Genomic DNA, 14,079 nt, shown 5'->3' on the forward strand with positions numbered 1-14,079 from the left:
ATGGCCCCTGCACGATGTGTCCACAAGGGACACCTTGCGACGGACATGTACCCGATTGATGTCATGATGTCCGGTTCCCGTGGGGGTCGTGAGTGGTAAAGAGGGTTAGAACGATTGTTGCCACTCACGACCCCACTTGAACCCCTACCCCTTCGCGCGGGTGGCGTCCATCCAGTCACGCGTGTCGTCCGTCTGATCACGCGAGGTGTCGGCGCTGTACAGGTGATCACCAGTCGATCGGCACCGCGACCGGACCTCGGAGCGTCAGGAACATCCGCCGCCAGGCGACTTCTTCGAGCGGTACCGCGAGGCGCAGTCCCGGTGCGGCGGCCAGAAGTGCGGTGACACCGGTCCGCAGTTGCAGGCGGGCCAGTGCCGCGCCGAGGCAGTGGTGCGGTCCGTGGCCGAAGGTCAGATGTCCTTGCGTGCGAAGGGGATCGACTCGCTCCGGTTCGGGAAACCGCCGGGGGTCGTGGTTGCCCGCCTGCAGGGAGGCGAGGACGAACTCGCCCGCGCGGATCGGCACCCCGCCGACGTCGGCGTCTTCGACCGCGACCCGCCCCTGGTCGGCGGCGGAACCTTGATCCTGGCGAAGGAATTCCTCGATCGGTGCGGGATCGCGGGGCAGTTCGGGGTCGGCCGCCAGCCGCAGCACGATCTGGGCCAGGGCGTTCGCGGGCGGGACATATCCGCCGAGAAGGATGGCGAAGGCGAGTTGGGTGACCTCGTCCGGCCGCAGCGCGTCGCCGTCGTCGTCCCTGGCCTGCAACAGGCCGGTCAGGAGGTCCTCGCCGGGCGCGCGGTGCTTCGCCTCGACCAGTTCCGTGAGGTAGTCACCCAGCTTCCGGGAGGCCTCGGTCATCTCCTCGTAGCTCGGCGCGGTGAACACCGCGAGCATGCCGTCCGCCCAGCTTCGCAGCGCGTCACGAGCCGACGGCGGAACACCGAGGAGTTCGTTCAGCACCGAGAGGGCGAACGGGATCGCATATCCCTCAAGGACTTCCGCGGGCGGACCCGGTGCGAGCAGCTTCGCGACCAGGTCTTCCGCGATCGCTTCGACGCGCGGCCGCAGGAACTCCACCCGGCGTGGGGTGAGTGCCTTGCCCGCGATGCGCCTGAGTCGCGCGTGCTCGGGGCCGTTCATGGTGAAGAGCAGAGCGTCGGCGCCGGTCTCGGGAACCCCGGGCAGCCAGACGCGGAATCGCGGATCGGTAAGCAGGGCGCGGATGTCGTCATAGCGGGTGACGAGCCAGGCGTCTTCGCCGGTCGCGAGACGCACGCGGCTCACGGGCTCCTCGAGTTCGGTCGCCGTGAACGGGTGGTCCATGTGCTTCCCCTTATTTCTTCGGTTTGCCGGTCACCTCTTCGGCCAGTGAGTGCAGCGGCATCAGCGCGGCGGGGTCGCCGCCCACTTTGAGGGCGCGGGCGGTGAGCAGGCGGTACAGCTCGTCGGCGGCCTCGACCAGACGCGCCGCGCGTTCCGCGGCCGAATCCTCGTCCGGATCGAGTTCGGTGAGCGCCGCCGCGAGAACCTGCTCGGCGTCACGCTGCTGGCGCTGCGCGACCGCCGTGACCAGGCCGTCGACCGGGGAGACCAGGGTGCGACGGCGGTCGGCCGGATCCGGATGCGTGCGCAGGGCGCCCCGCTCACGCAGCTTGGCAACGGCGGCGGAGACATGGCTCTGCGCGAAACCGGTGCGCGCGGTCAGCTCGCTGATCGACAGACCCGGCGCTTCGACGACCACCGAGATCAGCACCAGATAGATCTCCGGCACTTTGGGATCGGCGTCGTCGCGCATGCCCCGGGACGCGAGCTCCATCAGGTGCTTGCCGAGCAGGTACAGCTCACCGGCTTTTATATCGGAAACGATACATCTAAAACGATGTATCTCGCCAGTCGGCGAACCTAGGGGAGCGGGGCGTTGCTCCACATACGGATGGTCTTGTCGTGGCCGCCGGTGGCGAGCAGCTTCCCGTCGGGGCTGAACGCCATCGCCGTCACGGGGCGTGTGTGGTCGGTGAGCGGGTCACCGAGCGGTCGGCCGGTCGCCGGATCCCACCAGAACCGGACGCTGTTGTCTTGGCCACCGGTGGCGAGCAGACCGCCGACGGGATCGAAGGCCAGTGCCGTCACCGGACCGGTGTGCCCACTGAGGGGATGGCTGACGGGCCGCCCTGCCGCCGGATCCCACCACAGTCGGACGATGGCGTCTTCGCTTCCGCTGGCAAGGAGCCGCCCGTCCGACCTGAACGCCACGGCCTGCACCGCACCGAGATGGGCGATGAGGGGGTGGTCGACGGGTTGTCCGGTTTCGGGATCCCACAATCGGACGCTCTTGTCAGTGCTGCCACTGGCGAGGAGACGGCCGTCGGGGCTGAATGCCAGCGACAGCACCGGGCCGGTGTGTCCGGTGAGTCGTCGGCCGACCGGTTGCCCGGTTGCCGGGTTCCACAATCGGATGGTCTTGTCGGTGCAGCCGGTGGCGAGGAGACGCCCGTCTGGGCTGAACGCAACTACGCACACCCCAGGGTGGATCCCGTTGCCCGGGTGTTCTTTGAGGGGTTCACCGACCGGCTGTCCGGTCGCCGGATTCCACAACCGGATGGTCTTGTCCGGGCCCGCGCTGGCGAGCAGCCGGCCGTCGGGGCTGAACGCCACTGTCAGCACCTGCTTGGTGTGTCCGACAAGCGGCTCGCCGATGGGCTGCCCGGTCTCCGGGTTCCACAACCGCACGGTCTTGTCGCCCCCGCCGCTGGCCAACAGTCGTCCGTCCGGGCTGAACGCGAGCGCTTCCACTCCGGGGCATATCCAGTTCCCTGGGGCGGCACGGGCCCACACGCAGTGGTAAGCGGGTACCTTGCCCGGGGTCGGCCCGGTGATCGTCTCGTGTTTCGTGAAGTGGCGGGTCTTTTCCGGTGGCTTCGGTAGCTGGCCCGCCAGCGCGAGTGCTTCGCGAGTCGTCAGACGTTGTGCCGGGTCCTTGTCCAGCAGGCCGGTGATCAGAGTGCTGAGCTCGCCCGCGTGCTCAGGCTCCGGGACCGGTTCGAACAGGACCGCGGCCATCGAAGCCGCGACGGTGTCGCGATGGAAGGGGGAATGCCCCTCGACGGCCGCGTACAGAGTGGCGCCGAGTGAGAACAAGTCGCTGGTGGTGCCCTGATCGCCAGTGCCGTTCAGTCGCTCGGGAGCGGTGTACTCGATGGTTCCGATGACCATTCCCGTGGCGGTCAGCACGGTGTCGGTCCGGTGGACGGCGATACCGAAATCGGTGAGCAGCGCCCCTTCGTCGCCGGCGAACAGTACGTTGGCAGGCTTGACATCCCGGTGCGCTATCCCGGCCTGCTCGGCCGCGCTCAGTGCCCGCAGCAAGTCCGCGGCCACCCGCCGGACCTTGTCGACAGGCAGCCGTCCATCGGCACTGATGCGCTCTTCCAGCGAGGCGCCGTCGACAAGGCGCATCACGATCCAGGGCAGGTCGCCCTCCACCAGCACATCGTGCACGGCGACGATGTTCGGGTGGTCCCGTAGCCGGGCGGCGTTGCGGGCTTCGCGCGTCGCGCGCTTGAGCCGCGCGGTTCGTTCGGTTTCGGCGGCGGCGTCCGGCAGCCAGATCTCCTTGACCGCGACGTCCACTTCCAGCGTTTCGTCCCGCGCCCGCCAGACCCGCCCGAACCCTCCGGATCCCAGCTCCGCCAAAAGTCGGTAGCGATCGCCGACCACCCGACCGGGTTCCGCCCTCCGCGTCATGATCACAGCATGTAGACGCCGCTACACACGGTCAAGGCGCTAGCAGGAACCTGCCTCGCGCGCTCGAAGCGCCCTAAATGCTCGCCACCGGCGAGCCGGTGGAGATCTCACGCGGGTGGTCCAGATCGGCGATGTTCCAGCGGCGCTCGTGCTCGGCGGGCTTGGAAAGCGGCCGGTGGGGAACCGTGGCGATCAAGGTGGCGCCGTCGTCCGCCAGTCGGAGGGCGGAAGGCGGGACCTCGGTGGTTATCGTCGCCGCGGGGCGGGGAGCGGTGATGTCCTGTGTATCCCACAGGCGAATCACGCCGTCGCCTTCGGTGAGCGCGGCCCGTCGGCCATCGGTACTGCTGACTCGAAGGTCGCCCCGGATGTGGGTCGCCGTGTGCTGAGCGGACAACGGAACCGGTGCGGTCGCTGGGACCCGGTCGTCCGACGCGGCGGTGGTGAGTACGGCCAAGACGGCGAGGCAGGCGGCCGCGGCGAGGATCTCGGTGCGCCGGACCGCCCGGGCCGGGACGGTGGGCGGGAACCGTGCGGACTCGATCCTGTCGCCGCCTGTGGGCGCCGGAGATTCGGCGGACGACGCGACGTAGGCGTCGCGCCAGCGCTGTTCCCACTCGTCGGGGTCGGCACCACAGGCGGCGGCGAAGGCACGCGTGACCGGCAGCGTCGGTAGTTGTTTTCCGGCAGCCGCGGCCGCAAGGGTGCTGGCCGAATAGTGCGCGCGCGTCGCCAATTGTCGGTAGGGCGGAGTACCCGCCTCCTGGCGTAGTCGCCGTAGCGCCGCCGCGAACTCGCAGACAACGCCGCCGTCGCTTTCCAATGGCCGCTCCGGCCTCGGCATGGCTTCACCCCTCGAATCCGTATCCGGATCGATCATCGCACCGTTCGAAAGCCCCGACCAGCCCGTCGCCGGACAACCTTACGTCGCAGGTGGTCGAGGTGATCGTCCGGACTTTGTCCGTCGAGGCCGAACGAGCCGTCGAAAGGCGGCGGGAATGACTACCGTCGAAGTCGCACCACTTCGGCGAATGGTGAAACCAAGGGGGAGATCCATGATCATGCGAAGGTTCGGTCTGCTGATCGCCGCCGGTGCGGCGGCACTCGTGATAGCGCCGGGCGCGTCCACTGCGGAAGGTCTCATCGGTGGCTGGCACGGTCCGTATCCGAATATCGGCGAGTGCGGGTATTGGACCAACGAGGAGGTGAAGCTCGGCCACCCACCGATGGTGCCGTGTGGCTATTACGCGTCCGATCCGGGCACCGGCAAGGACGCCGGAAGCGGGTTCTACTACCGGAGCAGCCATTACTGAGGGGGCGATGAACGTCCAGAGAATCTGGGCTTCGGGGAGGGGCTCGGGATGATCTGGTCGACGCGGGTGCCGGTTCCGCTCCGGGCGGAGCCGGCACCCGGCCGGTTCGTCAGCGGCGGCCGCTGAGCGTGGTGGAACCGGCGTAGCGGGCCTCGGCGCCGAGTTCCTCTTCGATGCGGATGAGCTGGTTGTACTTGGCCGTGCGGTCGGAGCGCGACAGCGAGCCGGTCTTGATCTGACCGCAGTTGGTGGCGACGGCGAGGTCGGCGATGGTGGTGTCCTCGGTCTCGCCGGAGCGGTGCGACATCACCACGGAGTAGCCGGCCTTGTGCGCGGTCTCGACCGTGGTGAGCGTTTCGGTGAGCGTCCCGATCTGGTTCACCTTCACCAGGATCGAGTTCCCGATGCCTCGCTCGATACCGTCGTTGAGCAGATTCACGTTGGTGCAGAAGACATCGTCGCCGACGAGCTGGACACGGTCGCCGATGGTGTCGGTGAGCTGCTTCCAACCGGTGAAGTCGTCCTGGGCGACACCGTCCTCAATGGACACGATGGGGTAGCGCGACGTCAGATCGGCGAGGTAGGCCACGTGCTCCTCGACGCTGCGTTTGCGTCCCTCGCCGGTGTAGTCGTAGACGCCGTCGGTGTAGAACTCGGACGCGGCCGGGTCGAGCAGCAGGGCGATGTCCTCGCCGGGGGTGTAGCCGGACTGCTCGATGGCGCGCAGCACGAACTCGAGTGCTTCGTCCGCGGAGCTGAGGTTCGGCGCGAAGCCGCCTTCGTCGCCGACGTTGGTGCCGTGCCCGGCTTCGCGCAGCGACGCGCGCAGGGTGTGGAAAACCTCCGAGCCCATGCGGACGGCGTCGGCGAAGGTCTCCGCGCCGAGCGGGCCGATCATGAACTCCTGGAAGTCGATCGGGTTGTCCGCGTGCGCTCCGCCGTTGATGATGTTCATCATCGGCATCGGAAGCAGATGCGCGAACACGCCACCGACGTAGCGGTACAACGGAAGTCGCTTGGCGGCCGCGGCGGCCTTCGCCACGGCCAGCGAGACGCCGAGGGTGGCGTTGGCGCCGAGCCGAGCCTTGTTCGCGGTGCCGTCCAGTGCGATCAGCGCGCGGTCGACGTCGGCCTGGGCTTCGGCGTCGAGCCCGACGACGGCCTCGGCGATCTCGGTGTTGACGGCGTCGACGGCTTTGCGGACACCCTTGCCGTGGAAACGGGTCTTGTCGCCGTCGCGCAGTTCGACGGCTTCCTTGGTGCCGGTGGAGGCGCCCGACGGCACGGCGGCCCGTCCGAGCGAGCCGTCCGCGAGTTCGACGTCGACCTCGACGGTCGGGTTGCCCCGGCTGTCGAGGATCTGACGACCGTGGACGCGGATGATCGCGGTCATGTGCACTCCTTGCCTGGTCGCGCCGCCCCCGGTGAGCAGCGGGACGTCCGCGAGGCTAGCAGAGAATCCCTGAATCGATCCCGATCTCTGACCAGGCAATTCAGGTCATGACGTAGGCCCCAGGGCCGACTGGCACCGGGCAGGATCGGTCCCCGGTTCGACGCGAGCGGATGCCCGGCCGGGATGGACTGGCGAGCGAAGTGATCACGCTCGACGGAAAGAAGACCTGATGATCCAGTTCGACCGGCTCACCAAACGACGAGGATCGGCGACGATCCTTTCCGACGTCGGTTTCGAAGCGCGCCCGGGCCGCGTGACCGGCTTCCTCGGGCCCAACGGTGCCGGGAAATCGTCGACCCTGCGGATCCTGCTCGGGCTGGACCGGCCGACGTCGGGGACCGCGCTGGTCGACGGCGTTCCGTTCGCCGGGCTGCGGGATCCCCTGCGCAAGGTCGGCGCCGTACTCGACGGCTCGGGAGCACATCGCTCGCGCACCGGCCGGGCGCATCTGAACTGGGTCGCCGCGGCGGGCGGCATCCCGCGCGGCAGGGTGGACGAGGTCCTCGCGGAGGTCGGACTGTCCGCCGCCGCGGGCAAACGCGTCCGCGGCTACTCGCTGGGGATGGGGCGGCGGTTGGCCCTGGCGGCGGCGCTGCTGGGCGATCCCGAGGTACTGGTGCTCGACGAACCGGTCAACGGCCTCGATCCGGAAGGCATCCGCTGGATCCGCGGTTTCCTCCGTGCGCGGGCCGCGGCCGGGCGGACCGTCCTGCTTTCGAGTCATCTCATGGGAGAACTGTCGGAGACGGTCGACGACGTCGTGGTCATCGACCGCGGCAGGATCGTCGCGCGGGGAACACTCGCGGAAGTCGTCGGCGGGCACCGAAGCCTGGAGGACGCCTTCTTCGCGCTCACCACGGGGGCAGCGCGATGAGGGCCTATCGGGGAGAACTGCGCAAGCTCACCTCGCTGCCGTCGGTCTGGACCGCGGTCGCGATAGGTGTACTGCTTCCGGCGGTCCTGACGTTCCTCAACGCGAGGGCGGCGGCCAGGCGCGACGGCAACGTGGACCTCGGGTTCCAGGAACTCGCGTTCGGCGTGGTGGGCGCGATCATCCTGGGCGTCGTCGCGGTGAGCAGCGAATACACCACCGAAGGGGAGAACGCCGGTGGCGGACGCCAGATCACCACGAGCCTCACGGTCGTGCCGTCCCGGTGGCGCTTGCTGATCACGAAGCTGGCGGCGATGATCACCGTGGTCGCGGCGCTCGCGACGGTTTCCTCGGCCGTCACCCTCACGATCGTCGAAGCGCTGGGCGTGAGCGATTTCGGGCGCCTGCCGGGAGTCGTCCTCTACTGGGTGCTGACGGCCTTGCTCGCGTCCGGCCTGACGTTGTTGACACGCAACGGAATCCTGCCGCTCACCGTGCTGATCCTGAACACGTCGGTGGTCACGGTCACCTACCTGCTCACGAAACTCACGCCGCTGGCCGCGTTCTTCCCCGACCTGGCCGGATTCCGGATGTTCATCGAGCGGGTGGAGCTGCCCGTCCGGCTCTCGCCGGTCACCGGTGGCCTGGTGATGACGGCCTGGGTCGCGGCGCTGCTCACTGCGGGCTTCCTGGTGTTCCGCGGGAGGGACGCGTGACGGGCGGCCGGGCGATCCGGGCCGAGATCCTCAAACTGCTCAGCCTGCCGGCCACGTACTTCACCCTGTTAAGCACCTTGGCGGTTTCGGCGATCCTCGCGACCGCGTTCGCGCGACAAGGCGTCTCACCCGTCGGCTACACCCAGGCCGGGTTCCTCGTCCTCGGCGTCGTCGCGGTGACATCGGAGTACAGCGGGGGTCAGATCCACCGGACCCTGACCGCCATGCCCCGCCGGATCACCTTGCAGCTGGCCAAAATGACCGCACTCCTGATCGTGGCCGTTCCGGCGGCCGTCCTGACCGCGCTGGCCGGTGGACCGTGGTCCGACGTGGTGGGAGCGAGCGCCTACCTCGCACTCACCACGGTCTTCTCCGCCGCCGTCGCGACGGTCGTGCGGTGGAGCGTCCCGGCGGTGGCCGGGCTGCTCGGGTACTACTTCATCGCGGGTCCGCTTCTCCGTGACCGGGCCGCTTTCGCGGACTACCTGCCGGACGCCGCGAGCCACGACGTGCGCTCACTCGGCGGCTCGGCCGTCGTGCTGGGCTGGGCGCTCGTCGCGGTGGGGATCTCCGCGATCACGTTCCACCGGCGGGACGCTTGACCGCGCGCGGGGCCACCAGGCCCAGGTCGTACGCCGTGATCACCAGCTGAGCGCGGTCGCGGGCCGCAAGCTTGCTCAGGAGCCGGCTGATATGCGTCTTGACCGTCTTGACGGAGATGATCAGCGTCTCGGCGATTTCGGTGTTGGACAGCCCGCGACCGACGAAGGTGAGGATCTCGATCTCCCGCTGGGTCAGCCCGGCAGGCGGGGGCGGGCTGCGGTGCGGCGGCGCCGTGACGTAGTGCTCTATCAGCCGGGTGAGGATGGCGGGCGCGAACAGGGACTCGCCGGTGTGCGTCCGGCGGACGGCGGTGAGAAGCTCGTCCGGTTCGGTGTCCTTGAGCAGGAAACCGCTCGCTCCCGCGCGGAGCGCGCCGTAGACGTACTCGTCCAGTTCGAACATGCTCAGCACGAGGATCCTGGTCCCGGCCAGGCCGGGGCAGGCGCCGATCTCCTGGGTGGCCACGATCCCGTCCTGGCCGGGCATGCGGATGTCCATCAGCACGACGTCCGGGCTCAGCCGCCGCGCCATTTCCACCGCTTGGAGCCCGTCCTCGGCCTGTCCGACGACGACCATGTCCGGTGTGGCGTCGATGATGATCGCCAGGCTGTGCCGCAACAGTCGCTGGTCGTCGGCGAGCAGGACCCGGATCGGTGGCTGTTCGGTCACCGGTGTGCTCCGTCCGGAAGTCGAGCGGTGAGGCGGAATCCGGTTCCGACCGGTGCCGCGTGCAGTTCGCCGCCGAGGACCTCGGCACGTTCCCGAAGTCCGGCCAGACCGTGGCCGGCCCCGGCGGCGGGGGACCAGGTGCTTCGCGGCCCGTCGTCCTCGACGGTCACGACGATCGTGTCGCCGTCGCGCCGTAGCTCGACGCGGGCGACCGTCGGTCCGGCGTAGCGCGCGGTGTTCGCGACGGCTTCGCGGACGATTTCGCAGACAGTCGCTTGTACCCCAGGGGAAACGTCCCCGAGTTCGCCGACGTCCAGTCGTGGTTCGAGGCCCAGCGGGCGGACGGCCTCGACGATGGCGGGAAGATCCGACAGGTTCAGCACGGGCCGCAACGGCGCACCGCGCTCGTCAGGGTCGCGAAGCACGGCCAGCATGCGCCGGAGTTCGGTGACCGCGTCCCGGCTCGTCCGCTCGATGTCGACGAGCGCCTGTTCGCGCTCCGCTTCCCGGACTTCTCCTTGAACCCGCCGTGCCGCGCTGGCTCGCAACGTGATCACGCCGAGGCCGTGGGAAACGATGTCGTGGAGTTCCCGGGCGATCCGGAGCCGCTCATGCTGCGTGGCGTGCTCGGCCGCCCAGCCGGTGAGGCGTGCTTCGTAGTCGAGGCGCCGCTTGCGCGCGCGGACCACCGTCCACGTCGTCACGCCGATGGCCGTGGCCACGACCAGAATCGGCACGACGACCGCGCCGGGCCCGTTCGCGCCGACGGCCAGCAGCGCGACCGCGGCCACGACCAGCACCGCCGAGGCGACCAGCCACGCACGCGATCGCCATTCGGGGCGGTCCGGCGGTGTCATCACCGGCCATCGTATTACCGGCGGTGCTCAGGCCGCGTGCGCCAGCGTCAACGCACCACCCGCCGCCGAAAGCAGCAGGACGGACCAGCGGACGGACCGTTCGCCGACCCGGCGGCTCAGCGCCCGCCCCAGCAGATCGCCCGCGAGTGCGGCGACCGCGACCGCGAGGAGCACGCTCACGGGCACCTCCACCCAGCCGAGACTGGGCAACGCGACCAGGCCGAGGAGGAAGAAATAGATCGACAGCGTCCCGCGGGTCTCGTCCGCGCCCCAGCCCGCGCTCGCCCCGTACACCGCCACGGCGGGACCGGAAAGCCCGGCGACGGAGTTCATCGCCGCGCTCAGCACGCCCGCGCCGACGGCGGCCGTTCTGCCCGCCAGCCGTCTGCTGGTGATGCCGCTCGCCAGCACACCGACGGCGAGGACACAGCAGCCGCCCGCGGCGAGCAACAGCGGCCGTGGCGGGACATCGCGGACCGCGAGCGCGACGACCGGGGTGAACACCACCGCGGGCACCGTCAGCCACGCGACCTGCGTCCACCTGATCGCCCGCCAATGGGTGATCGCGACCGCGAGATAGACCGGGAAGCCGAGCAGCAGGGTGAGCCGGACGGCGTCGAGCGGGCCCAGGGCCAGCGCCAGGAACGGTACGCACAGCAGGGAAAGCCCCATCCCGGAAAGGCGCTGGGCGACGACCCCGGCCGCCGCCGCGAGCGAGGTCATGGCCAGGGTTCCCACGAGTCCATTGTGGAGCCGGGCGCGGGGTGGCGGTAGCCGTCGCTTGGCGAAGACGTCATAGCCCAGCGCTATGAGCGGCGAAGGAGGTCGGGTGTTGTGAAGGTGGCTTTCGTCGCGTCGGATGTGGGGAAAGTCCCCTTCGGCCCGGGCTCTGTGAGTCTGCGCCAAGGGCGTGTCGCGAAAGCCACTTTCGGGACATCAGACGTCGCGAAAGTGGCTTTCGCGACACGCTATGACCGCGAGCAGGTCATGCTCTACGACGGCAAGTGGTGAGACCTTCACGGACCGCCGCCTCGCGAACTGGACCCGTCGAACGCGCGGGTTCTGGCCCTTCTGGCCGTTCCAGCCGTGCCGCACGCTCAGCGTCACTGCCTTTGGAACAGACGGGAGCGTGAGATGAAGATCGGTGTCCCTCGTGAAGTCAAGAACCACGAGTACCGGGTCGCGGTGACGCCCGCGGGCGTGCACGAGTTCACTTCGGCCGGGCACGAGGTGTTCGTCGAGCGCGGAGCGGGCGAAGGATCCTCCGTGCGCGACGAGGACTACGCCGCCGCCGGGGCGAAGGTGCTCGACAGCGCCGACGACGTCTGGGCGACCGGAGACCTCGTGCTCAAGGTCAAGGAGCCGATCGCCGAGGAGTACCACCGCCTGCGCCGCGATCAGCTGCTGTTCACCTACCTGCACCTCGCCGCGAGCGAGCCGTGCACGCGGGCGCTGCTGGACGCGGGCACGACGTCGGTGGCGTACGAGACGGTGCAGCTGCCGAACGGATCGCTGCCCCTGCTGTTCCCGATGAGCGAGGTCGCCGGACGGCTGGCCCCGCAGGTCGGCGCGCAGACGCTCATGCGCGCCAACGGCGGGCGCGGGGTGCTCATCGGCGGTGTCTCCGGGGTGGCCCCTGCGCGGGTGGTCGTACTCGGCGCCGGTGTCGCGGGGATAAACGCGGTCGCCGGCGCGGCCGGGACCTGGGCCGACGTCGTCCTGTTCGACAAGAACGTCGACAAGCTCCGTGCCGCCGACCGGATGTACCAGGGCCGGATCCGCACCGCCGCGGCCAACGCGTACTCGATCGAAGAGGCCGTGCTCGAAGCCGACCTCGTGATCGGCGCGGTACTCGTGCCCGGTGCCAAGGCGCCGAGCCTGGTGTCGAACGATCTCGTTTCCCGCATGAAGCCGGGCAGCGTGCTCGTCGACATCTCTGTCGACCAGGGTGGCTGCTTCGAGGACACGAGGCCGACGACGCACGCCGAGCCGACGTTCCAGGTGCACAACTCGGTGTTCTACTGCGTCGCCAACATGCCCGGCGCCGTCCCGCACACCTCGACGTACGCGTTGACGAACGTCACGCTGCCGTACGCGCTGGAGCTGGCGAACCACGGTCTGTCCGGCGCCGTCGCGCGGTGCCCGGAGCTGCGCGGCGGGGTCAGCACGGTCGACGGCAGGCTGACGTCCGCGCCGGTCGGCGAGGCGCTCGGAATCGGCTCCGTTTCGCTCGACGACGTGCTCGGCTAGGTGGTGCGGGCCGGGATCCGGAGTTAGGTTCAGATCCCGGCCCGTCGCCGAAAGGGAGGTGCCGTTGCCGCGAACGTTGATCGAAATCGACCGGACGTCCACCGAGCCGCTCTACCGGCAGGTGCGGCGCGCCATCGAGCACGGCATCGCGATCGGCACGTTCGACCCGGCGCACCGGCTGCCGAGTTCGCGTGAGCTGGCCGCCGAACTCAGCGTTTCCCGCAACACCATCAACCTCGCCTACCAGGAGCTGGTCGCCGAGGGGTTCGTGGAGAGCCGCGAGCGCAGCGGGCTGTTCATCAACGCCGAGATGCGGCCGCATTGCGCGGTGCAGGAGCGCGGCACCAGCCCGGCCATCGACTGGAGCGCGCGGGTGCGCCGGTACCCGGACGCCGGGGTGCCGCATATCGAGAAACGCCCGGACTGGCACACCTATCCGTACCCGTTCCTCGCCGGTCAGGTGGACGTCACCGCCTTTCCCGCGCGGTCGTGGACCCGCTGCCTGCGTGACGCGCTGTACCGGCCGCACGTGTTCCCGAGCCTGCAGGACAGCGTCGGCTCCGACGATCCGATGCTGGTCGATCTGATCTGCCGTCAGCTGCTCACCGCGCGGGGGATCGAGGCCGACCCGTCCGAGGTCCTGATCACCGTCGGCTCGCAGCAGGGGCTCGACCTGCTCGGCCGCGCGCTGCTCGGGCCGGACAGCGTCGTGGCGATGGAGAACCCGGGCTATCTCGACGCCCGGCACATCTTCCTGCGCACCGGCGCCGGGCTGCGCGGCGTCGACGTCGATCAGAGCGGCCTGCGCCCGCCGGACACGCTCGACGGCGTCGACCTGCTCTACCTCACCCCGAGCCACCATCACCCGACGAACGCGACGTTGAGCATCGGCCGCCGCCGACGGCTGCTCAGCCTCGCCGCGAGTGCGGGCACGGTGCTCGTCGAGGACGACTACGACAGCGAGTTCCGGTATCACGGCAGCCCCACACCCGCGCTCAAGGCGCTTGACGGCACCGGAGACGCGATCTACCTCGGCACCTTCTCCAAATTCCTCTCGCCGGGCCTGCGTCTGGGATACCTGGTCGGCCCGCGCGAACTGGTGCGGGAGCTGCGGGAGATCCGGCGATACGTGCTGCGGCATCCGCCTGGTCACCTCCAGCGGGCGCTGGCGTTGCTCATCGACAGCGGCGAGTACCACCGTTCCCTCCGCCGGTACCGCACGAAACTGATGCGGAAATGGGAGGCGACCTGCGCCGCGGTCACCGAACACCTGCCGTGGACGCAGACGGCGTATCCGCCGGGCGGGGTCAGCCTCTGGATGACCGGACCGTCCGAACTGGACTGCCGGGCGCTGATGGAACGAGCCGAGCGCGACGGCGTCCTGATCGAGCCCGGCGACATCTTCTTCGTCGGGGACGACCCGCCGAAGAACCATTTCCGGATCGGGTTCGCGGCCGTCCCCTTGCGCGACATCGACCCCGGCATCCGTCTGCTCGGTGAGGCCTGCCGCGACCTGATCGGGTAACTGGTACCACCGCGCCGGACCGTTCTGGACCTGTTCAGGCGGCCAGACGTGCCGCAGTGTCTGGGGATCGCTCG

Annotated in this window: 14 protein-coding genes; 6 read left to right on the forward strand and 8 right to left on the reverse strand. The window is 69.4% G+C overall.

Going from position 1 to position 14,079, the window contains the following annotated elements:
* Positions 1 to 226 precede the first annotated feature (226 nt).
* The 4 genes from AJAP_RS15625 to AJAP_RS42470 form a co-directional block, all read right to left on the reverse strand.
* Positions 227 to 1,327, reverse strand: a complete 1,101-nt coding sequence (locus AJAP_RS15625) for a cytochrome P450 (RefSeq protein WP_038512188.1) — start codon at positions 1,325 to 1,327, stop codon at positions 227 to 229.
* A gap of 10 nt (positions 1,328 to 1,337) precedes the next feature.
* Positions 1,338 to 1,820 carry a MarR family winged helix-turn-helix transcriptional regulator gene (locus AJAP_RS15630; protein ID WP_228694952.1) on the reverse strand — a complete coding sequence of 161 codons (483 nt, stop codon included), beginning with the start codon at positions 1,818 to 1,820 and terminating at the stop codon, positions 1,338 to 1,340.
* A gap of 86 nt (positions 1,821 to 1,906) precedes the next feature.
* The gene (locus AJAP_RS15635) at positions 1,907 to 3,748 is read right to left on the reverse strand and encodes a WD40 repeat domain-containing serine/threonine protein kinase (protein WP_148311509.1); all 1,842 of its coding nucleotides are present in this window, start codon (positions 3,746 to 3,748) and stop codon (positions 1,907 to 1,909) included.
* Positions 3,749 to 3,821: 73 nt separating this feature from the next.
* Positions 3,822 to 4,592 (reverse strand): helix-turn-helix domain-containing protein, encoded by a 771-nt coding sequence (locus AJAP_RS42470; RefSeq protein WP_148311510.1) that lies wholly within the window; start codon positions 4,590 to 4,592, stop codon positions 3,822 to 3,824.
* 211 nt (positions 4,593 to 4,803) lie between these two features.
* Here AJAP_RS42470 and AJAP_RS15645 point away from each other — a divergent pair, with 211 nt between their 5' ends.
* Entirely contained in the window at positions 4,804 to 5,061 is a 258-nt protein-coding gene (locus AJAP_RS15645) for a hypothetical protein (protein WP_038512194.1), read from the forward strand.
* Positions 5,062 to 5,170: 109 nt separating this feature from the next.
* On the opposite strand, the gene eno is transcribed toward AJAP_RS15645, so the two are convergent.
* Positions 5,171 to 6,454, reverse strand: a complete 1,284-nt coding sequence (eno, locus tag AJAP_RS15650; protein ID WP_038512197.1) for a phosphopyruvate hydratase — start codon at positions 6,452 to 6,454, stop codon at positions 5,171 to 5,173.
* A 229-nt stretch (positions 6,455 to 6,683) separates the two neighbouring features.
* Between eno and AJAP_RS15655 the strand changes: the two genes are divergently transcribed.
* The 3 genes from AJAP_RS15655 to AJAP_RS15665 are packed head-to-tail and all read left to right on the forward strand — an operon-like array spanning position 6,684 to position 8,703.
* Positions 6,684 to 7,388, forward strand: a complete 705-nt coding sequence (locus AJAP_RS15655) for an ABC transporter ATP-binding protein (protein WP_038512200.1) — start codon at positions 6,684 to 6,686, stop codon at positions 7,386 to 7,388.
* A complete protein-coding gene (locus AJAP_RS15660; RefSeq protein ID WP_038512203.1) occupies positions 7,385 to 8,101 on the forward strand; it encodes an ABC transporter permease in 717 nt (238 codons plus the stop codon). Before AJAP_RS15655 ends, AJAP_RS15660 begins: the two co-directional genes overlap by 4 nt.
* On the forward strand, positions 8,098 to 8,703 hold the full coding sequence (locus tag AJAP_RS15665; RefSeq protein WP_038512206.1) for an ABC transporter permease: 606 nt from the start codon (positions 8,098 to 8,100) through the stop codon (positions 8,701 to 8,703). The genes AJAP_RS15660 and AJAP_RS15665 overlap by 4 nt, the downstream gene beginning before the upstream one ends.
* On the opposite strand, the gene AJAP_RS15670 is transcribed toward AJAP_RS15665, so the two are convergent.
* From AJAP_RS15670 to AJAP_RS15680, 3 genes are read right to left on the reverse strand one after another with little or no spacing between them, the layout of a single operon-like run.
* Positions 8,678 to 9,373, reverse strand: coding sequence for a response regulator (locus AJAP_RS15670; RefSeq protein WP_038512209.1), 696 nt, complete (start codon positions 9,371 to 9,373; stop codon positions 8,678 to 8,680). The two genes, AJAP_RS15665 and AJAP_RS15670, sit on opposite strands and share 26 nt — an antisense overlap.
* Positions 9,370 to 10,230 carry a sensor histidine kinase gene (locus AJAP_RS15675; protein WP_038512212.1) on the reverse strand — a complete coding sequence of 287 codons (861 nt, stop codon included), beginning with the start codon at positions 10,228 to 10,230 and terminating at the stop codon, positions 9,370 to 9,372. The genes AJAP_RS15670 and AJAP_RS15675 overlap by 4 nt, the downstream gene beginning before the upstream one ends.
* 27 nt (positions 10,231 to 10,257) lie before the next feature.
* A complete protein-coding gene (locus AJAP_RS15680; protein WP_228694953.1) occupies positions 10,258 to 10,968 on the reverse strand; it encodes a sulfite exporter TauE/SafE family protein in 711 nt (236 codons plus the stop codon).
* 396 nt (positions 10,969 to 11,364) lie between these two features.
* Here AJAP_RS15680 and ald point away from each other — a divergent pair, with 396 nt between their 5' ends.
* Complete coding sequence (ald, locus tag AJAP_RS15685) at positions 11,365 to 12,480, forward strand: alanine dehydrogenase (protein WP_038512217.1); 1,116 nt, start codon at positions 11,365 to 11,367, stop codon at positions 12,478 to 12,480.
* Between the two features lie 64 nt (positions 12,481 to 12,544).
* A complete protein-coding gene (pdxR, locus tag AJAP_RS15690) occupies positions 12,545 to 14,005 on the forward strand; it encodes a MocR-like pyridoxine biosynthesis transcription factor PdxR (protein WP_038523120.1) in 1,461 nt (486 codons plus the stop codon).
* Positions 14,006 to 14,079 lie beyond the last annotated feature (74 nt).

It is taken from the genome of Amycolatopsis japonica (assembly GCF_000732925.1).
Classification (GTDB): domain Bacteria; phylum Actinomycetota; class Actinomycetes; order Mycobacteriales; family Pseudonocardiaceae; genus Amycolatopsis; species Amycolatopsis japonica.